Annotated in this window: 17 protein-coding genes; 6 read left to right on the forward strand and 11 right to left on the reverse strand. The window is 55.3% G+C overall.

Going from position 1 to position 19879, the window contains the following annotated elements; genetic code table 11:
* Window positions 1–115 precede the first annotated feature (115 nt).
* Complete coding sequence (locus GSQ77_RS23275) at window positions 116–1411, forward strand: EAL and HDOD domain-containing protein (protein WP_158905236.1); 1296 nt, start codon at window positions 116–118, stop codon at window positions 1409–1411.
* 12 nt (window positions 1412–1423) lie between these two features.
* On the opposite strand, the gene GSQ77_RS23280 is transcribed toward GSQ77_RS23275, so the two are convergent.
* From GSQ77_RS23280 to parA, 4 genes are all read right to left on the reverse strand, one after another.
* Complete coding sequence (locus GSQ77_RS23280; protein ID WP_158905238.1) at window positions 1424–2620, reverse strand: DNA-binding protein; 1197 nt, start codon at window positions 2618–2620, stop codon at window positions 1424–1426.
* 308 nt (window positions 2621–2928) lie between these two features.
* Window positions 2929–4236 carry a replication initiation protein gene (locus tag GSQ77_RS23285; protein ID WP_158905240.1) on the reverse strand — a complete coding sequence of 436 codons (1308 nt, stop codon included), beginning with the start codon at window positions 4234–4236 and terminating at the stop codon, window positions 2929–2931.
* Window positions 4237–5663: 1427 nt separating this feature from the next.
* Window positions 5664–6695 carry a ParB/RepB/Spo0J family partition protein gene (locus tag GSQ77_RS23290; RefSeq protein ID WP_158905242.1) on the reverse strand — a complete coding sequence of 344 codons (1032 nt, stop codon included), beginning with the start codon at window positions 6693–6695 and terminating at the stop codon, window positions 5664–5666.
* A complete protein-coding gene (parA, locus tag GSQ77_RS23295) occupies window positions 6685–7362 on the reverse strand; it encodes a ParA family partition ATPase (RefSeq protein ID WP_158905244.1) in 678 nt (225 codons plus the stop codon). The genes GSQ77_RS23290 and parA overlap by 11 nt, the downstream gene beginning before the upstream one ends.
* A 786-nt stretch (window positions 7363–8148) precedes the next feature.
* On the opposite strand from parA, the gene GSQ77_RS23300 reads away from it, so the two are divergent.
* A complete protein-coding gene (locus GSQ77_RS23300) occupies window positions 8149–8547 on the forward strand; it encodes a cupin (protein WP_158905246.1) in 399 nt (132 codons plus the stop codon).
* A 35-nt stretch (window positions 8548–8582) separates the two neighbouring features.
* Here the strand turns inward: GSQ77_RS23300 and GSQ77_RS23305 are convergent, their stop codons facing one another.
* The 4 genes from GSQ77_RS23305 to GSQ77_RS23320 all read right to left on the reverse strand — a co-directional run bounded on the left by GSQ77_RS23305 (window position 8583) and on the right by GSQ77_RS23320 (window position 14351).
* The gene (locus GSQ77_RS23305) at window positions 8583–8945 is read right to left on the reverse strand and encodes a hypothetical protein (protein ID WP_158905248.1); all 363 of its coding nucleotides are present in this window, start codon (window positions 8943–8945) and stop codon (window positions 8583–8585) included.
* A 4-nt stretch (window positions 8946–8949) separates the two neighbouring features.
* Window positions 8950–12051 carry a transporter substrate-binding domain-containing protein gene (locus GSQ77_RS23310; RefSeq protein WP_158905250.1) on the reverse strand — a complete coding sequence of 1034 codons (3102 nt, stop codon included), beginning with the start codon at window positions 12049–12051 and terminating at the stop codon, window positions 8950–8952.
* A gap of 96 nt (window positions 12052–12147) precedes the next feature.
* The gene (locus GSQ77_RS23315; RefSeq protein WP_158905252.1) at window positions 12148–12816 is read right to left on the reverse strand and encodes a response regulator transcription factor; all 669 of its coding nucleotides are present in this window, start codon (window positions 12814–12816) and stop codon (window positions 12148–12150) included.
* A gap of 311 nt (window positions 12817–13127) precedes the next feature.
* Window positions 13128–14351, reverse strand: a complete 1224-nt coding sequence (locus GSQ77_RS23320) for a tyrosine-type recombinase/integrase (RefSeq protein ID WP_158905254.1) — start codon at window positions 14349–14351, stop codon at window positions 13128–13130.
* Between the two features lie 38 nt (window positions 14352–14389).
* Between GSQ77_RS23320 and GSQ77_RS23325 the strand changes: the two genes are divergently transcribed.
* Window positions 14390–15538: an iron-containing alcohol dehydrogenase gene (locus tag GSQ77_RS23325; RefSeq protein ID WP_158905256.1), complete on the forward strand. Its 1149-nt coding sequence runs from the start codon at window positions 14390–14392 to the stop codon at window positions 15536–15538.
* A gap of 79 nt (window positions 15539–15617) precedes the next feature.
* Here GSQ77_RS23325 and GSQ77_RS23330 read toward each other — a convergent pair whose 3' ends face one another.
* Window positions 15618–15926 carry a hypothetical protein gene (locus tag GSQ77_RS23330; protein ID WP_158905258.1) on the reverse strand — a complete coding sequence of 103 codons (309 nt, stop codon included), beginning with the start codon at window positions 15924–15926 and terminating at the stop codon, window positions 15618–15620.
* A 203-nt stretch (window positions 15927–16129) separates the two neighbouring features.
* Between GSQ77_RS23330 and GSQ77_RS23335 the strand changes: the two genes are divergently transcribed.
* Window positions 16130–16429, forward strand: coding sequence for a hypothetical protein (locus tag GSQ77_RS23335; protein ID WP_158905260.1), 300 nt, complete (start codon window positions 16130–16132; stop codon window positions 16427–16429).
* Window positions 16430–16529: 100 nt separating this feature from the next.
* Window positions 16530–16931 (forward strand): RidA family protein, encoded by a 402-nt coding sequence (locus GSQ77_RS23340; protein ID WP_158905262.1) that lies wholly within the window; start codon window positions 16530–16532, stop codon window positions 16929–16931.
* 72 nt (window positions 16932–17003) lie between these two features.
* On the opposite strand, the gene selD is transcribed toward GSQ77_RS23340, so the two are convergent.
* A complete protein-coding gene (selD, locus tag GSQ77_RS23345) occupies window positions 17004–18041 on the reverse strand; it encodes a selenide, water dikinase SelD (RefSeq protein ID WP_158905264.1) in 1038 nt (345 codons plus the stop codon).
* A 100-nt stretch (window positions 18042–18141) separates the two neighbouring features.
* On the opposite strand from selD, the gene mnmH reads away from it, so the two are divergent.
* Entirely contained in the window at window positions 18142–19218 is a 1077-nt protein-coding gene (gene mnmH, locus GSQ77_RS23350) for a tRNA 2-selenouridine(34) synthase MnmH (protein WP_158905266.1), read from the forward strand.
* Between the two features lie 78 nt (window positions 19219–19296).
* On the opposite strand, the gene GSQ77_RS23355 is transcribed toward mnmH, so the two are convergent.
* Window positions 19297–19866 (reverse strand): YggT family protein, encoded by a 570-nt coding sequence (locus GSQ77_RS23355; RefSeq protein ID WP_158905268.1) that lies wholly within the window; start codon window positions 19864–19866, stop codon window positions 19297–19299.
* Window positions 19867–19879 lie beyond the last annotated feature (13 nt).

Raw genomic sequence — 19879 nt, forward strand, 5'->3', positions numbered from 1 at the left:
CCCACACTGCATTGGTGTCGAGCGTCCCCGAGTGGCCAGTCAATCTCGCACGGAATACGCGTGCGGTAACACTGCTGGTTTCGTGAACACCATGGCATCCAACAGGACCTCAACGATGTTGTCCGATCTTGACGCTCTTGCCGATTCTCAAATCGAATTTGAATCCGTTTATCTGGGCCGTCAGCCTATATTGGGTCGCGACGGCGCGCTTTCGGCTTTCGAGCTGCTGTTTCGCAGCAGTCTCGAAAATCGGGCACGCGTGACCAATGACGAGGAAGCCACCGCGCATGTGCTGGTGCGTACAATCGGCGATGTCGGCATTACTGCGGCGCTGGGTTCGCACATGGGCTATTTGAATATCAGCCGCGACATGCTGATGAGCGAAGTGGTTCTGCTGATTCCTCCCCAGCGCTTCGTGCTGGAGATTCTTGAAACCGTGGTTCTCGATGCTGCCGTCATCGAACGGTGCGCCAAGTTGCGCCAATACGGCTTCAAAATTGCGTTGGACGACGTAACCGTACTTTCCGACCGACTGCTTACGGCGATGCCCGTCGCGGACATCATCAAGATCGACTTCCTCGATTGCGAACGTACCGCGCTGCTGGAACTTGTTTCCCTGGCCAAGGCGCACAATAAAACGTTGCTTGCCGAGAAGGTGGAAGCCGAAGCGGATCACCAATTGGCATTACGCCTCGGGTTTGATTTTTTCCAAGGCTATTATTTCGCGAAACCGCAGGTGCTGGTTTCGCGCCGTGCAAGCTCCTCGAAGCAGGGTCTGTTACGACTGCTTGGCCTGCTGGCGACCGAGCCCACTTTGGGCCAGTTGGAAACCGAACTCAAACTGAGCCCCAATCTGGTCGTCCAGGTGTTGCGGCTGATCAATTCGAGCGCCTTCGGCTTCAGTCGGCCTATCTCGTCGCTGCGCCAAGCGATTATTGCGATCGGCACGCGTCAAATTACGCGCTGGGCTCAGTTGCTCTTTTTCGCTGAAGGCAGCAATGTGGCGCTGCAATCGGATCCGCTCGTGCAGTTGGCGGGGGCTCGCGCACGCTTCATGGAAGTTGCTGCCGAAGCCATCAGTGGCGCAGACGAAAAGCTCGCGGACGCAGCCTTTATGACGGGAATCTTTTCGCTGGTCCACGTCGTTTTCGGTTCGACCACCGAAGAAATCGTCGATACGTTGCGCTTGTCACCCGCTATTCGTAATGCGATTCTCGAAGAGTCGGGCGAACTCGGCCTGTTATTGGCGCTGGCCAAAGCCGTCGAAAAAGGTGATGAACTCGAGATCGACAAGTGTTGCGAGCGCCTCGCGGCGGAGCACCCAACGCTATCCCATCAGTTAGACGCCGCGCAGGTCGGTGAATTAGCCCTGGCCTCAGCCGCCTGGATCAGCGCTCACGCACGTATGTGAGGGACCAAGCGCTCACGGCTGCACCAGGTTCGTTGCGAAACGGTAGGATGCCTGGAGCCGAGAGTCGCAGGTACCCGAACTGTGTCCGCACTCTGGACAGCTTATTTCGATTAGGCCGTCGAACTCGGTCAACTCGGGTTCCCCGTCTTCGCACACAGCACATCGGACTGGAATCGACGCACATTCATCGGCCGCTCGCCCCAAGGCCGTCAAATCGGCGTCACTGAGTGCGCCGCGGGCCGCTAGCTGCGCAACCAGCTCTGCCAATTTCGGATCGCCACTCCCTCGTTCCCGCGCTATGGCCAATTCGCGATGTAATGCAGCGAGCTCGTCGGCCTGCCGATTCGCTAGTTTTTCCAGCGTATCGGCACGCCCCTTGACAAGGCTGAGCTGTTGCATGAAATCGAACTCGCGTCGACCGGCCTCCTTGATACCCGCTTGATAAGTGGCAGCCTGCGCGCGCAAATTATCGAGCTCGACGAGCATGGGCCGCACCCGCCTTTGCGCATCCTCGATCGCGTCTTTCAGTTGAGCCGCGTAATACTCGGCCTTGGTTTGGGCTTCGATGCGTAACTCGTCGTGTTGCTGCCTTAGAGCAGTAAACTCCCGTTCCCGGTCGGCCAAACGTAGCCGTAATGCCGTGGCCTCGGTTTCACGATCCATGCGGCTGGCGTGCCCCTGATCCGCACGCCCGGCGGCTTCACCTTGCAACAACGCCAATTGCCGTTGCGCCTGCTCTCGCCGCGCGATCTCCTGGTCCAATTGGGTTTGAGCCTTACGCGTCGCGTCATTGGCGAGCGTGACCAACAACTCGGCGTCACGTGCACGCCGCTCGTTGGCTGCGGCCTGTTCCAGCATCGCATCGCGCTCACCCTGCAACGCCTCGAGCGCCGCTTCGCGAGCAGCTTGATAAAGAGCACCCAACAATTCGCCAGCCCGCGTTTCAAGAGCCTCGGGAATTGCGCCTTGCGCTGCGCGCACATGACTCGCTTCGCGGATCCGAGCCCAAAACGCCTCGATATCTTTAGGGATGTCGCTTGCGCTGCCGGTCCCTGTCAGCTCACGCACATTGACCACCGAAGGCTTGACGCCGAAGTCGAAGAATAGTCGTTGGCAGGCATGCCACGAGAGCGCCTGCCGACGTGCGCCCTGTTCCCGCATCGCCTCCAATTCTCGCCTGACGGCAATTTTTTCAGCGTCTCGTATCATACTGGCGCCGGGTAGCAGTATCAAAAACCATAAATTACGTATTGAAAAATATTCAATCGGTTGGCGCGGTCAGCGGTTTCGCCAGTGCCTCAAAAATACGCCCCGTCGGACGATGAAACATGTTTCGTTGATTCAATAATCGTGAAACAACTTTAGAAAATCGTCGCAACACCTTGCTTAATCTAGGTTTCCAAGCGAAGCAGAAAAAAACACATATGTTTCACGAGCGAGACCCCAAGCTAAATACGTAACGCGTCGCGCCAATCAAAGAACCCTGTTAGAGCTCACCTTAGGCGCAGTCCGACGTGTCAGAGCGCACTTTCGGCGTACGCCAGCAGGTCTTTGTCCGTTGCCTCGCCCCACAAGCGGGTCGCGAGCCATGAGAAAAAGGCGCTTTGAGCCACCTTGGACTGCAGTCCACTGCGCCTAAGCGAGGTTGCGACCACTCTTGGCGCTTCTGGCTCAAACTCGAGCAATAGCTGGTCACGCTCGGAGGCATCGATCTCGTTAAAGTATTCGGCAGCTTCACGCGTTCGTTTGGCGGCAAATCGCTCGCGCAGTGTAGGTCCACGCTCGGGCGCAGATACTGCGGGCGCCGCGGTCAACGTTTTCTGCGCGACTTCGCGCGGAGAGGCAAAGCGATTGCGTAGTGCCGACTTGAAATAAGCCGCCGGCGAGTCGACCGGAGGCGCTTTGGTGCTGCGCATACGCTCCTCGACAAGCTCGATCGTGGCACGCAGTGCTGCGTCATCATTGGAGACGAAGATCGCCGTAGCCTCTTCCTGGGCAATTCCCAGGGCCATCAGGCGCTCGATCATTGCAGCGTCGATCAGCGGGGGAGCGGGGAGATCGAGGGCGGGTTGTTCGTTCAAACGAATACGGAACTGCAAATCCACGACCTTGCGCCCGGCCTTATGCTCGATCAGCTCAACCTCGATATCGGTAACCGCGTTGATTTCGGCAATCGAAGTCTTCAGGACGTCACGCTTGAAGTATTTGTATTGCGGCAAGTTCTCCGTGACCGGATTTCCCGACAGGACGCCATACCACCACTCCCACCCCTCCCTCGAACTCAAATGCGAGGGATTCGTTGCGAACCGTCGGCAAATTTCGTATAGAGCCAGGCTAGCGCCGCTACGCAACATCGTCTGATAATAAATTGACAGCTTCGTATAAGCGCCAGGATTCATTACCAGGTTACCCACCTCAGGAGGGAAGGCGAATCCAAACCAGACGCGGCCGCCTCTGCGCTTGAGGCCTGCCGAATTGACAATCTTCACGCTCGAAACAAGCCGCTCGCTGGTCCACTGCTTTTCATCCTCCATGTAGATGCGGATGTCTTGCAGTTCTTGCACGCTTTTTTTGAGCAGGTCAGTATCTTTGCTATCGTACGCGGCGTCGCGAGCCAGGTCAGATAACGGGATCCAAAAGTATTTCTGCGCGACCGGTCCTTCAATCGGCGCGTTTTGGCCTGGCACGCCTAGTTTCTGCGCGTGATAAACCATCAAATTGAACGTTTTGCGCGAAAGCAACGAGAGACGGCCTTCGGAAACCCGCAAACCGATCGCTTCGTTGGTCTTACGGAATTCCAGCGCGGGCGTTGATACCGGCGTCAAGCTTCCGTTCGGTTTGGATTTGGGCTTCGTCTTTGGCGTTGCCATAGCAAAAGTGAAAGAGGAGTTTCACCTATGATGGCGCAAAGGTGAACACATTGCAATCACCTCTAAGCCTTTGATTTTTATTGGTGGAACCAGCCTGTCCGAGATCCCTGAAAAGCCTCACCTACGGGATTTAACGCTGGCGGGGCAGAATCCGCTTTAGGCGTCCTAGTTCCCCGTAAAGCCTCACCATAAGTTCCCTGGACAAGCTCACCAAGAAAAAAACAACTGCCTTAATTTTTCGAATGGCCGCATGAATGAATGACGGGAACACATCTATCGGCGTTTCGGGTACCTGTAAAAGCTCACCTCGGCGACCACGTGATTCCCGTATCCACTCACTGAGCTCCCCGCCAGCGCTCACCCAGTTATGGAAACGTTCCCGCAAAGGCTCACTGAAGTCCCTGCTCAAACTCACTGAGATCCCTGTCCAGCCTCACCTCATGGCCTGGAACCCTTTATGCAATAAGGGGTTCCGGCAGCGTTAACGTTTTTAATGGGTTTAAGGTGTTTACTTTTAATTCTCTCAAGCACGCGTATTTGATAAAAAATCCGAACCTGAACCCCTTACGCAGAAGCGGCCTTGGAGGTCGTTGCTAGGAAAGTTAGCATGAGCCGTGATACACAGCTGTGTTCCTGTAAAAGCTCACCATGAGGGTGAATGGATCGGAATACGGTTTAGATACAAGCGCTTATGGCAGCCGACTGCGAATAAGATGCGTTCGGCAGAGGAAGCGCCGGTCCTTAGGCTCCCTGTAGAAGCTCACCTTTGGTGATTCGAAAGCGGTTCCGTTCACGAAGTAGCTGGGTGAACAGCATTCCCAAAGGGGGTTAGGTCCCTGTGGAGGCTCACCTAAGCTTGTATTTCGATGCAACTGGATGAAAGGTCCCCGTTTAGTCTCACGTATGGGCGACTATGGGCCCGATTGAGATGCGGGGAACGCATACAGCCGTTCGACGGTGAATCGCTAGGCTGCTTGAAACATGGTCCCTGTTTGAACTCACCATACGCGAAAACCCTGTGCTTTCTCACCAATAATACGATCCCTGTAAGTGCTCACCTTTCGCCTAAAATGTGAGCACTTGCTTCCATATAAGTCATTGATTTTTATAGATTTATAATCGGCGGTCGAGCTTGAATTGTGCGGTCCCTGCTGCTACTCACCTTTCAGGATCTTCGTCGTTTGCGGTCCGTCGAGAAGGGCTATGCATTTCACCTTGGGAGCTCGCTTTTATGCGTGATCCGGCAATTTATTCGGGCTGGAGACGGTGGCGAGGCCAAAATCCGGGTGCCATCTGGGTGTTGTTGGAGTATCAGCAAGGGTTCGATTTGGTCCCTGCTGAGACTCACCTTATCTGTTTGGTGAGCCTGAACAGGGATTCGATTACTCGGTCGGATCAACCTCTGAAAGGGTGAAACGTTTTTTGAGTTCCTCAACCAGTGCGTCGCGGTCACGCTGATCAAGGAGACGGACTTCGAAGGCCACCTTCCCCGAGTCCCATTCCTTGATAAAGCCGATCTGGGCAGCACCACTACGGATTTTGTATTGGCGGCTAACCTCTTTCGGTTTGCGCGCCGGTTTATCGTGGGCCTTCTTCCGTAATGCTTCGACCTCGCGGCTACTCATGTCCTGGTCGATGATCCGGTCCATCAAGGCAAGGACTTCTTCTTCACTGGCGACCTTGGCAAAGAGGTATAGCTCATATCCAACTGCGACGCCAAATTTAGCGGGTTGCTCCCGAACTCGTCCGACAGCGCTATCGGGCAGTTTGAGCAAAGCGAGTGTTTTATTCACTGTGCCCCAGGAGAGTCCAGTCAGTTCAACCAAGGCTTCTTCGGAGGGGACCTTTTTTTCGTCGAGCAAGCGGCGCCATGCCAATGCATTATCTAGAGACGACTGGGCGTTGCGTTCGGCGTTAAGGAGAAAACTAAGCCGATAGAGTTCCAGATCGCTAGTGATCGGTTCGATCAGGCACTCAATTTCCGTTTTGCCGGCGGCTTGTATCGCGCGTTTGCGATAATGGCCGTCTATTAATATGTATTTACCCGGGTGATTCCAATCCTCGCAGGCGAGTGCTGGCACGCGTTGACCGTGTGTTGCAATCGACGCCGCCCGTTCTTTGATCACGTCAGGGTCATAAATTTGGCGTGCGTTGAATGGGTTATCTAATACAAGATCCAACGAAATTTTCTTTATTGTTCTATTTTCTGATATTGCACCGGCTAGCGAGGGACTTTCTGCGCTGAAAGTGCTCGCAAGGACTCCCCTGCTTGCGGGAAACGGACCCGCCAGTCCACCTGGCGCTCGTTCCATTGCCGCTTCGGCTGCCGCGAAGCGCTTTTCCACAGAGGTTTCTTCCGCTTTCATCGACGCACGCATCAAGGCGCGGCGGTCGGGAGTTGTCTTAGTGTTCATGAATTCTCCTTTCGCTAAGCAGAGTCAGTGCTTCATCAACCAGACTTTCTACTTCGCTGATCGCGTCTCGTGCGCGCGATATTTTGTGCACCGTCGCACCAAGCAACTGACATTCTCGATACGCAGATCTAGACCCGAGCCGCGCGACCGCCAACGGAATCTCGGTGTCTTCGGACAATACGTCGAGTGTTTCTCGCGCCAAGGTCGTATTTTTTTGAACCATGTTTGGAACGAGTCTTACTTGAAGAACTTCATTGGTTGCTTGAGCATGGAAAGCGAGTTGCTTTGCCGCGACCACCGCCCACATATCGGCGGGAGCGGGAACCACCGGGATGAGCGCCAAATCCGATACGAGCATGGCGCTAGAGGGCGATGGAGAATGCACCGCGGGCGGGCAATCGATCACGATGTAATCGTAATTTTCTATCTGCGACCTGATTTCACGGTGCATTTTGCCGCCCATCGCTGCCAAATTCGATAGCGTTGCGGGGAAGGGGCTTTCGTCGGGCGCTTGGGAGGCCCATCGCGTAGCCGTGCCCTGCTCGTCCATATCGACGACCAAAACCCTATGCCCCCGGAGACCCAGCGTCCCCGCGACATGCATCGACACGGTGGTTTTCCCGCAACCGCCTTTCTGGTTAAAGACAGTAATAACTTTGGCTACCATACATTACTCCCGCGTTCTTTCAGCGCTGAAAGTGGGTTTGCGAAGTCGCTATGCGAGTATCTCACGAGAGTCATATCAAAACTAGTTTCCACATGCTTTTTTGTTATTTAATTTTAAATTTAATAATCGTTGAGCTAGGTACCGGTACGGGCCTTGACTCTTCTTTCGGCGCTGAAAGCGCACACATCAAATCCGCAAGTGGCCTTCGTTCTGGATGCTGGTTTTCGGATGGGGTCTAGGTCAAGACAGTCTTCGTGCGTGTATTCACCGCGGCGCGCGGTGAGATTGCGCTGCGTCAGATGGGGTGGCGTTCCTTGATCGCGATCGCAGCGCCAAATCCCTTTGATCGTCACTTGGCGCGATCGAAAGTTTGCCAAAGATTATTGTATTTTCATTCCATTAGTTAAATTTTTATACTGAGGGTGGCGTTGGAACGGCGCAACCAAAATGCGTAGCGGAGAGGCTGTCCAAAAAACAATCGCAAGCGCCGGTTAGACTTACTCTTACTTGTCGGCCACGAAGCCATCGACAGAGCCATTAATTGGTCTCGAGTTATATCCCTTGAACCAATGCAAGCAACTGCAAAACGCGGTCGCGGGCGTATCGCGTCGCACGCTATTCGCTCGGCGTCGATGGCATTACTTGCCAAGAAAATTCGAAGTTAAACGAGTCCTATTTTCTTGGTCGAGGTGATACCAAAAAAATAAGTGGCTATAAATAACTAAGGAGTACGAAAGTAGGAGCGGTATGGCATGAAAAGAAGGTCCACTTTTTGGAGATTAAAAAATGAACGTGACGGGCAACTTGTTTTGTCTTGATGTTTTGCAAGAAAAAGGCGTTGAGCAACGTGAAACGGTGGGTTTGCAGGTCGGCTTATCGATAACGCGCAGTGTATCGACGGGTTGCGCGACGCCGCCCGGTATCTGGTGTAGCGAAAATGGCGGCGGCATTGTGGTCGTTGTACTCGGCGGTGAGGTGGGGTTGCTGATCAAAGGCGAAGTCACTCCTAGAATCCTGGCCGGTGGTGACTACCTAATCATAGATGATCAAAGCAGCTATCGCATCGAGTGGACCCATCCGTCAGAACTGACCGTTTGGCTTGTTATCCAGAAACTGGAATGGAATAACAATGTCTATTTATTTTCGACTAGCGAACCGCAGAGTATCGACATGCTAGAAAGGTAGATCGAGAAGCAGCGCCTCGACCAATCGCCACTTGATCAAGTGGCATCAATCTCCTTGGATGCCTTCGTCAGCAATGCGCCCAATTCTAGCGTGAGTGTATTGAATTGAATAAGCACTCGCTCGACGTCGATGTCCGAAGGAGATGCATGAGTCGCCTGTGCGATTAGTTTGTTCTCGGTGGCTTGTATCGGCCCCAGTTTGATGGCTGGAACGCCCAGAAAAAGTGCGAGTCCACGAGTGCGGTGCATCAATTGGCCAGCTCGAACAAAGTCGTGGACGCCAATAGCCGCTTGGAAATTAGTCGCATCGTCGGATATTTGCTGCAATGATCGTTGCAACAACGTGCGCAATGTTCCCAAGGGGAAATTACTCTTGAGCTCGTCGAGATTCAATTGCATGCATTTACTCCGTTTGGCTGGGAGCCGTTGATTCAATCGTCACTTGCCACTTGAGCAGCATCGCTTCGAGCGCTTTGCGTGTCAGCGGCTTGGGAAGAAAGTCATCCATTCCGGCCGCTAGGCATCTTCGCTCATCTTCAACACCCGCATTAGCCGTGATCGCGATAATCAGGGTCCTCGGACGTCGCTCTTGCCCTTCGATCAAACGAATACGTCGCGTCAGTTCATAGCCATCCATTATTGGCATCTGACAATCCACCAACATCGCTGTAGAAGGCGTGGCCACCCAGGTAGCCAGCGCCTCTTCGCCATCACTGGCCGTGTACGCGTCAATTTTTAACAAGCGCAATTGTTGTTTAAGAATGTCTCGGTTAATGTCGTTATCCTCGACGATCATCACGCTGTTTTTTGGCCGAATGCGAGTCGCGGACGCAGACGGGATCGTCTCCGACGCTGACGATCTCGTGCCGGCAATCTGATGAAGCGCACTGGGCAACCCTGCGAATGACAATAGTGGCAAATCAGGCCCAGGGTCGCGGCGCAGAATCAACACTCCCGAGGTGTTGTCGGTCACGACACAGTCGGTCGCAATCGTCTCGGTCGTGTCGCAGACGTCCATGCGTCGTAGCCACGCAACCACCGACGGCGCAAGGAAGGAATGCCGTAATGCAATCCCGACGCGCATGCCTCGGTAACTCGGCAACCGCGGACCCGCATCGCCCCATGAGAATGGTAATTTGATATCTATGCATGTACCTCTACCCAAGGTACTTTGAACCCGGATCGTACCGTGCATCAAATCGATCAGCCGTTTGACTATCGACAGACCCAGACCAGTGCCCCCGTAGCGACGGGTTGTCGAGCCGTCTTCCTGCATAAATGGCTCGAAAAGACGATCTAGATAAGCATTTGACATACCCGTTCCAGTATCGCTGACTTGGATGTGCAGTACCGGCCCAGCTCGGCTGATAACATTTCGCATTCGCACGCAAACATAGCCGCTCTCCGTAAACCGGATCGAGTTGCTAACGAGGTTGGTAATAATTTGCGTGAGCCTGACCTCATCGACTAGAACGTAGCGATCGAAATGCGGCATGATCGCAAAATAGAAGCCGATATTTTTCTGTTGCGCGAGATTCTGATACAAACCCGCAATACCTTCTGCGGCCTGGTATAGGTTGACGGCTGTCGGATCGATAATAAGACGCCCAGCCTCCATCTTCGAGAAATCGAGAATATCGTTAATGACGCGTAGCAGTAACCGTGTCGATTGGTGCGCGGCATCTAGATATCGCCTTTGGAATTCGGAGAGCGGGGTGGTCTGCAGCACATCGATAACCCCGACAATGCCGTTCATCGGGGTTCGGATTTCATGACTCATCGTGGCCAGAAATGTCGATTTCGCCCGGTCGGCAATTTCGGCTTGCTGTCGCGCGGCATCGGCCTCGATGCGCGCGCGGGTTGCAATTTTTCCGGCTCGGCGGATCCTCAGATTCGCCCAACCTAGGATCGCGAACAGCACTGCGATTACCAGCATGATCGGCGCAGCTATACGCAATGCTGCTTTGGGATCGAAGCCTATCGTTATGTGTGCCGGATGGTTGCGGCGGATGATCTCGCTGAGTTGATCGGGCGGATAGGCGCCCACGAACTGATTCAGCAAAGATTGCAGCGGAGCATTATCCGAGACTACGGCGTAGCCAATTTCCTCGGTGCTGGAAAAATGCCGATCGACCGTGATAGCGCCGTTCTTCAGCGCCGTGCCGAGGCGATTGGCCGCGATCGAATTGACGAACGCCGCATCTATTTCGCCCTTCAATAATGCATCGGTGGCGTCGTCGCTCGTGTCGTAGGCAACGAGTTGATTTGACGCAAAATGGGGCGGCGGCGATAAATAAGGCAACCGCCATAATTGAGCACCGACGCGTGCCTGAGCCGGGTGCCGATCCATGCGGCTAATCAACAGCCAGGGCACGGTGTCGTATCCCCGAGTAACGCGTGCGGTACCTTCTACGACATTAGAAATTGGAGCGGATGCGATCACATCCACACGTCCGCTATCGAGGGCGTCGAATGGATGACCGAATGCGCTGAGTAAAACGGGCTGAATCCGCAAACCGTAACGTACGGCAAACGCGGTTAGTAAGGTTGCGCCGACGCCATGTAGTTGGTTGTTTTCGTCTATGAAATCGTAGGGTTCGCGAAATGAATAAATGCCGATCTTGAGCACTGGATGTTGCCCTAACCAAGTGGTTTCAGCAGACGTTGGGGGCGCGAGTTTGCCGCCAGGAAGCTCCGGCAGTCCATTCAGCCAGCGGGTCTGGATGTCTGCGCGCTGCGCGTCAGAAAGTCTCAATAGCCCATTTTCGACTACCGCGATCGAGTGCCTATCGTCCTGCCGCGTGACAAAATGCAAATCAACCTGGGCGTTGGGTATTTCAACGCTTTGGACGGTGCCTAAACCCAGTTGCGCGATTGCGGTACGATTGACGGATTGCAATCCGACATAAACGTCTGCGTTTCCTTGCGAGACAGCGGTTATGCCCTCTTGTGGCGACTGCACCGCGATAAAATGGACATGCGGCAGTTGCTTTTCAATGAGTCGTTCGCTGACACCATCCTCTTGTGCAGCGACTCGATATCCGGCAAGGTCACTCAGCGCGCGCGGGTCGGGGAGGGAGGATCTTTTGACGATGCCGATCGGCTGTCGAGAATAAGCAGGAGATAGCCAATAGCGTTGCGCATCGATACCATCTTCAAACATCGCAGGAACCACATCGATTTGCCCTTCATCGAGCGCTTCTAGTGCCGCCGGGATCGACTTGAATGTCTTGTAGCTCAGTGTGAGGCCGTGGGTGAGCGCGAGTCGGTGCAGGATGTCGGGATCCAAGCCTTGGTGGGTGCCATGCTGGTCCTCGTAATCGAGGACGCCGCTGCCTCGTTCGAACCAGCCCACGGTTAATGTCTCACGCACGGTGGGAGGCGGGTGGGCAAGTGATTCGCCGCTCGAGGTCGTGAGCGTCAGTAGAAAGAAGAGCGGGGCGAGGAACGCGCAGGGGGGGCGCCGGCGCTGACTGCGTTTCTCAAAACGATAAGCACGAGACATGGTAATCCGCCGAAGATCGGATAGTCTATTCCCCGATAGAAAGAACCTTGACTGTTGGCAACAGCGTCGTGCGGTGCCAAACGACGTATCGTTGATTCAGTGCTTGTATTTTTCTTTTAGAAACAGCGCGAGCGAGAGATCGTCAGATAAATTGAGTTTGCTCATCGAGCGACGCTTGTGAGTGCTGATGGTTTTTTTACTGCGACACATCTTTTGCGCGATTTGCGTTACCGAGTAGCCTTCTGAGATCAACCGCAGCACTTCGGTTTCTGCACTCGATAGTGTCTCGTTGGGATCTCGAGGCGTAACCTCATCCAACTTTTCGTCTCGCACCGAGAAAAAAGACTTGGGGTGAAGCGTGGCCATCCGTATCGAGTCGGCGAGGAGCGGCAATGCGCTCGACTTCTGCATGAACGCGTTAGCCCCGGCTCGGAAAGCCGCAAACTCGGTTTCGACCGACTTGCCCGCCGAAAATGTGATGATCGCGAGCTTGGAATACTTGCTGCGTAGCCGTTTGATCAGATGCGTACCGTCAAGCTGGTCATTGGGCATGTAAAAATCGACGACGACGACGTCACATTTGTGGGTATCTAATGCGGCAAAGAATCGATCGGTATCCGTGGTTTCAATGACGACATCGAAATCAGCATGGCCGCGTAGGTAAGACGCCGTGCCCAAATTGATGATCGGGTGATCGTCAAGTATGGCAATTTTTATCGAATGCTTGGGCCGAGAGAGTAAGAAAAACTGTCTGGTCGATGTCATGTGAGCGTCTACCCTTTGAACTCGTTCTGTTTTTTTATGATCGAGACGGCTATTTTTAGGGACACCGGAAACTCCGGAGACAATTCAGATCGGATCATGAATGTCATCGCGCAAGAAAACAGGTGAATCCGGTCGAAGAGCATGCAGCATGGTCCGAACTAACCTTTGAGGAGGTTGATCGTTCGGAAGTCCGATATTCTCAGAAGAGCAGGGTTTTCTAATAAAGATACACAAAATAAGACCAACTTACTATCTGAGGTGATTCTCGCAACGAAATATCGATGAGGTTGCCGACCGAGCAAGATGGCGCTTCACTCCGGTTGAACGGGCGAGGCGAACCGTCGACGCTCCTTCCACATGTCCCAAGCGCCGCGCAGCCTTTGCGCGGATAACACTTGTCCAAACCCCATCCATTCGGCGACGAGTTCGGTGCCTTGCCCCGACTCAAACAACGCTGCGGCAAACGAGTTGCGCAAAGTTTGTGGACTGGCGCGCTCAACGCGTTGCGCGGTGATGCCCGTTTGCTTGATCTGATCGGCCGTCGCCCTTAGGACCGTGGCTTTATGCATGGGGCGCCCCGCGCGCGTTGCGGGAAACACCAAGGCGCCGGCTGTACCTGAACGCTGGCGCAGGTTCAGCCATCGTTCGATCAAATGCCGCGCAAACGGCTGCATTTTAGTGCGATGTGAAAATCGACTGTCGAGACTTTCAACCAGGATCCATCCTTCAGTCATAAAAATGCAACTAACAGTCAGGCTCTGAAGTTCGGCCATCTTTAACCCAGCGCCCGCGAATAGCGCAACGATCGTGCGATCGCGTAGTTCTCGCCATTGCCCGACGGCTGACAAAGTAGGGGGTAACTCTAAACAGAGCTGGGCCACAAGATGGTGATATTCTTCGGGGTCGAGAAAACCGGTGGGCTCGTTCGTTGCGATGGCGGTCCAGTCTTGAGTTGGATTTTGGGCAACCGAAGTCGCTGGATTCTCCGTTCCAAAACTTGTGCGATGAACACGGCCGAGTACGCGTTCTATCAAACGAAGGTATCGCTGCCGCTGGTCTTGTTTGATTTCCAGCGTGAGAAGAAAGTGTTCAATATTTTGCTGCGTGGCAGAACTCAAGGGAATTTTTTGCGAGGTTAGCCAGGCGGTGAAGTTGGACCATTGCGCTCGATAAACCTCTGCGGAAGACTGGACAAATCCTTGTTGAACAAGCCAAGTGTCGAAAGCGAGGATCGGACTTTTTTGCCAATCGGTTGTTGCTGGGCTAAATAGATCGACTGAAGGGCGTGGCGTTGTTGAAGAAGGTGTTCGTTTCATATGAGTTAAATACTTGTTAGTTGCGTTTAATCTATAGCAAATTGTTTGCCCTCTCAAGGGCATCGTCGTATCGCGTACTTTGCCGGTATTGCAACAAACCGGTCCGGCGTGATGATCTTTTCCTAAATGCCCACCGTGAGCTACCTCCCAGTGGGCATCGATACGAAATGTGCTTAGCAACCCAAAATCGTATAACCTTGCACAGATGTGCGTGGCCATGCGGCCCGCTCCAAAACTACCCCCTTTAGGCTTGCCCCATGTTTGAATTTCGTACCGTGCCAGAAGTGGTAGTCGGCGAAAGTGCCTCATTGCAGTTGCCGGCGCTAATCAGCGCACGTTTCAGTGGCAAGCGGATTGCTTTGGTTACGGATGCTCCATTGCGAGCGCTGGGACTTTTGGAACCGCTTCTCAACGCGCTGGGTGCAGCACAGTTCACGGTCGACATCTTCGACGGTGTTGTTGCAGATCCGCCAGAAGCCACAGTGCGTAGCGCGATCGATCGCGCTCGCGACATCGGCGCGGAGATTGTCATCGGCATCGGTGGCGGATCTTCCATGGATGTCGCCAAACTGGTTGCGGCCTTCGCCGGCTCGACGCAGGATCTTGCTCAGGCGTATGGGATCGATAAGGTCACGGGCCCCCGATTGCCACTGATTCAAGTGCCAACTACTGCGGGAACCGGTTCCGAGGTAACGCCGATCGCCATTGTCACTACGGGCGAAACGACCAAGCTGGGGATAGTGTCCGGCAAGCTCTACGCGGATTTGGCGGTGTTGGACCCGACGCTGACGACTGGGCTGCCGGCGAGCATAACGGCGGCGACCGGCATCGACGCAATGGTGCATGCCATAGAGGCGTACACCGGAAAACTGAAGAAAAATCCGATTTCGGACGGGTTGGCGCGAGAAGCGCTACGCCTGTTGGCGGGTTCTTTGGCACAAGCCTGTTCAAACGGCAAGGACCTGAGCGCGCGCAATAACATGCTGATAGGCGCAATGCTGGCGGGCCAAGCGTTCGCGAACTCTCCGGTTGGCGCCGTACATGCGTTGGCTTATCCGATCGGTGGCATTTTCCATGTGCCGCATGGTTTATCGAATGCACTTATGCTGTCGCCGGTCATCCGGTTCAACATGGAGGCTGCCGCTCCCTTGTACGCGGAGCTCGCACAGATCGTCATGCCGGACGTTTCGGGAAGCGACGAAGCTCGGGCACTCAGATTCGTCGAGTTTCTCGACAAACTGTCCGATCAAGTCGGAGTGGCTAGACGATTGACTCAGGTGGGCGTTCAGGCGGGAGATGTTACGCGCCTTGCCGAGAATGCAATGTTGCAGCAGCGGCTACTCGTCAACAATCCGCGTGAAGTCACCTTCGGGGATGCATTGAGACTGTATTCCGAGGCTCTGTAGTGCAGTTGCATAGTCAGCCTGCTGACTGAACAAAGCGCTGTGCCGGCTCGGCGTCACGCAGAAGGGGCGCTGGGCAGACTTATCCTTCCAGTACGCTCAACAAATCACTGATTTGATCCCGTTCTGACGGCTTGCGTGAGCTGCGTGCCGGCGCTGCCGCCGGTTCATCACGGCGTCCCATCGACTTGCGTGCACGCCCTTTCGCGGTGCGGCGAGGCGGCGTTTCCAGCCAACGCAGCACCCCCATCAGGGCATTGTATTTTTCCATAGGCAGCAACACGGCGGCTTTGTCGCCAGAACTCACCACGCCTAGCTCTCCGCTCGCTATCAATTGCCGTAGCGCGTAGCTGATCACCATAGGTTCGTTCGAGAGGCTAATCGCGCGCATTGGAGCTCCTTGGCTGACTATTGCTTGCCGGTCGGCAGCATGTTCCGCGCGTAGATTTTAACGAACCTCCTGCGGCGAGGCTATGGTTTCGTTACGTGCCGGGACGCAGACCAAACGGTGCACTCGGCACCGGCGAATTTTATTTTAACTTGCTATACTAGGGTAAATACTGATGTCGTTTAAAGCCCTGTCGCGCGAAACCCGTGAAACGATTGCTCAATTACCTCGAACCTTTTCATCACCTTCAGACGGTTGCCGACCTTGGGTTTTGGCAACGTCATCAGCGTGACCTCATGCTACGCGCCATGGCTAGGCAGTTTGTCCGATACGCGTTTCGGTGGGCCGTTATTGCCGCGGCATTGTTCATACTGGACGCCTTTATCGTGCCCGGTGTCGTCGCGATGCTGGTCGCGGTCTTGAGCAGCATTGCGCTGAGCTTTGTTCTGATCATTGGAACCACGGCGGCAGCATTTGTGATCGGCTCTAAGCTTAAGGTCGCCTAAACCGCATCAACCCAAACATAATGGTGGCAATCGACGATATAACCGCCGAGGCCGCTGTCGATTCGACACTATCATCATCCTGCGCAAGAGGCTCGCATTCATGAATGAAGCAACCCGTTTTCTGATGGTGGACGCAGCGCCCACGCCGGTCGCGCCCTTTTCACATGCAGTGGAAGCGGGCGGGTGGCTCTTTGTCACGGGACAGATGCCGACGGAACCCGACGACGACAGTGCGCCCCTGCCTGAAGGGGTTGTCGCACAAACGCACAAGGTGATGAGCAACCTTAAGCTGGTCCTGGAAGGGGTCGGATACGCGTGGTCCGACATTGTGTCGGTGCGCGCATTTCTCACTGAGTTCGAGCGAGACTATGCAATCTTCAACGAAACGTACCGCCAGTATTTTCCGGTAGACCGGTTGCCCGCGCGCACCTGCGTCGGTGTCACGGGCCTGGCGAGGCTAGCGTTGGTGGAGATCGATCTGATCGCGCGCCGGGCGCCTTAGTGGGCACCTCAGCGGCGATTTTAGGCGGCCTACCTTAAGGCGGCCTCCCAGGCGGCCCCTTAGGCGGCCACCTTAAGCCACTTCGACGTGAATCTCGGCAGCGCCCGCAGTCATGTGCCCAATGACACTTGCAGCCGCAAAGCCCGCAGTATGGAAACAACCCAGCACTCGATCGACGTCCTGCGGCGCAACTGAAACCAGTAGGCCGCCGCTCGTTTGCGCGTCCGCCATCAGGCTCTTTTGCCAGCTTTGGACCGACGCCGAAAAACGGACGTCGGTTCCGAAACTCGCCAAGTTACGCTCGATCGCGCCCGGGCCGATGCCCTGTTGCGCAAAACCGATCGCCGCGGGAAGCAGGGGTAAGCGGGATGCATCGATGCGTGCGGTCAAGCCAGCTCCGCGACACACTTCCAGCAGATGCCCCAGCAGCCCAAATCCGGTCACATCTGTCAGCGCGTGGACGCCCTCGATCTCGGCTAAGTCAACGCCGACCGAATTGAGTTGAGTGGTCGTCGAGATCAGTTCCCGATAGCCCTCGTCATTGAGCAGCCCTTTTTTCAGGGCCGTACCGAGCACGCCGATTCCCAATGGTTTGCCGAGTATCAGCACGTCGCCCGCCTTTGCGCCGTTGTTGCGCCGCACCCGGGACGGATGCACCAACCCCATGACAACCAGACCATAAATCGGCTCCGGGGAATCGATCGAATGGCCTCCGGCTACCGGGATGCCGGCAGCACTACAAACGCTGGCACCGCCCGCGAGAATTTGTTGGATCGTCTCGACCGGCAACACGTTGATCGGCATGCCGACGATAGCCAGCGCCATAATGGGTTTGCCGCCCATCGCGTACACATCGGAAATGGCATTGGTCGCCGCGATCCGGCCGAAATCGAAGGGGTCGTCCACAATAGGCATGAAGAAATCGGTTGTCGCGATCAATGCCTGCTCATCGTTAAGCCAGTACACGGCCGCGTCGTCCGACGTCTCCGTCCCGACCATAAGATGTTTGAACGGTGTCGCAGCCGGCATCTTTGCCAGCATTTCGGACAGCAGGGCGGGGGCAATTTTGCAGCCGCAGCCGCCGCCATGGGATAATTCGGTGAGTCGCATCTAATCCTCTCCAGCATTCGTCCCCACGTGCCTGTGTGCTTGCGCACCTGGCAAGAACCAGGAACCTCCAGGCCGTGATTATCCTCCGTTCGGCACTTTCGTGAAGAATCAGCATATTGCTTTCGACCATCGCGACGATTTCGATGAAATTATCGACGTGCGTACTCCGCTGGAATTTGCTGAGGACCATATCCCCGGGGCCATCAACGCACCGGTCCTGTCCAATGAACAGCGCGTGATTATCGGCACGATGTTTCGTCAGGGGCTGGCTCATGAGGCAACCCGACTCGGGGCCGCGATGGTGGCGCGTAACATTGCCGATCACCTCGACACGCTATTTGCGGATCGCCCGGCGAGCTGGAGGCCGATGATCTATTGCTGGCGCGGCGGCAAGCGGTCCGCGTCGATGACGACATGGTTCAACCTGATCGGCTGGCGGGCGAAACAGCTCGAGGGGGGGTATAAATCGTATCGACGCTGGATATTGGAAAGGCTGGATAGCCGGCCACGCGATTTTCGCTACATCGTGTTGGCGGGTCACACGGGTACGGGCAAGACACGGCTACTGGCCGCATTGGCCACACAGGGAGCGCAGGTGCTCGACCTGGAGGCGCTGGCGTGCCACCGAGGCTCTTTGCTGGGGGCGATGCCCAACGCGGCACAACCAAGCCAAAAGTCCTTCGACAGTGCGCTGGTACGAGCGCTAGATACCTTCGATATGAGTCAACCGGTCTTTGTGGAAGCCGAAAGCAAGCGCATCGGCAAAATCACGCTTCCGCTTGCGCTGGTCGAGCGGATGCATGCGTCGGATTGCGTACGGGTCACGGCTAGCCTGGAAGATCGCGTTAGCTTTCTGTTGCACGACTATCGCAATTTATTCGACGACCCGGAGCAGCTCAAACAACAACTGTCGATGCTGACAAGTTTGCACGGCAAGGAAGTGCTGCGGTGCTGGACCGAATTGATCGATCATCGTGCGCACGCCGAGCTGTTTCGCGAGCTGATCGAGCGGCATTACGATCCGGCCTACGCGCGCAGCAGTGGCAGTCATTTCAGTCGATTGGCGCAGGCGCTGCCGTTTCACTTCCAGCCCAATGAGCAGGACCCGGGGCGGCAAGCCGCAGTCCTTCTGAGCGAACTCGGGTTAGTGAACGTGAACGCCACGACCGAAGCCTGATTCAGAACCCGGCTTCAAAAGTCTGCTTCTGCCTGCGCATCCAGGACGTGGCTTTCGAACCCGCCGTTAGACTGCGCTTTAGAGCGCCGATTGGAAACCATATAAGGCGAAAATCGCGCGCGCCAAGACCATCAGGGCCACCTGGATCAGGATGATAAGAACCAGCAACGAGAAATCGATACCGCCCGTGGCAGGCAGGCGACGACGTATCGGGTTCAAAAGCGGCGCGGTCAATTGCTGCAAAGCCCACATCGCTTCGGTCCGCGGATTCACCCACGACAAAATCCCCATCAACACGGTCAACCACAGCATCAGGTTGAGCCCCCACTTGACCACCGTCAGCAAGGCGACGATCAGTCCCATCGGCAACAGCAGGAGCGGACTATAACCGCGGATCAGGACCGCCAGCGCGAGCGCCACGACGGCGGTCAACCAGGCGCCGACGATACAGGCCCAATCGATACCCGCAAACCCTGGCAACACCCTGCGCAACGGCAACACGAGCCAATTGGTCGCCTGATAGACGGCGCGGGAAAACGGATTGTTCGGCGCCAATCGTACGGCTTGCGCCCATGCACGCAACAGCAACGCGGCACCTAGCAGTGAAGAGATGATAGTGATGAGATAAATGGCGATCTCTTCGAACATTGACGCTTCCTGT

The sequence above is a fragment of the Burkholderia sp. L27(2015) genome, assembly GCF_009765705.1.
GTDB lineage: Bacteria > Pseudomonadota > Gammaproteobacteria > Burkholderiales > Burkholderiaceae > LMUX01.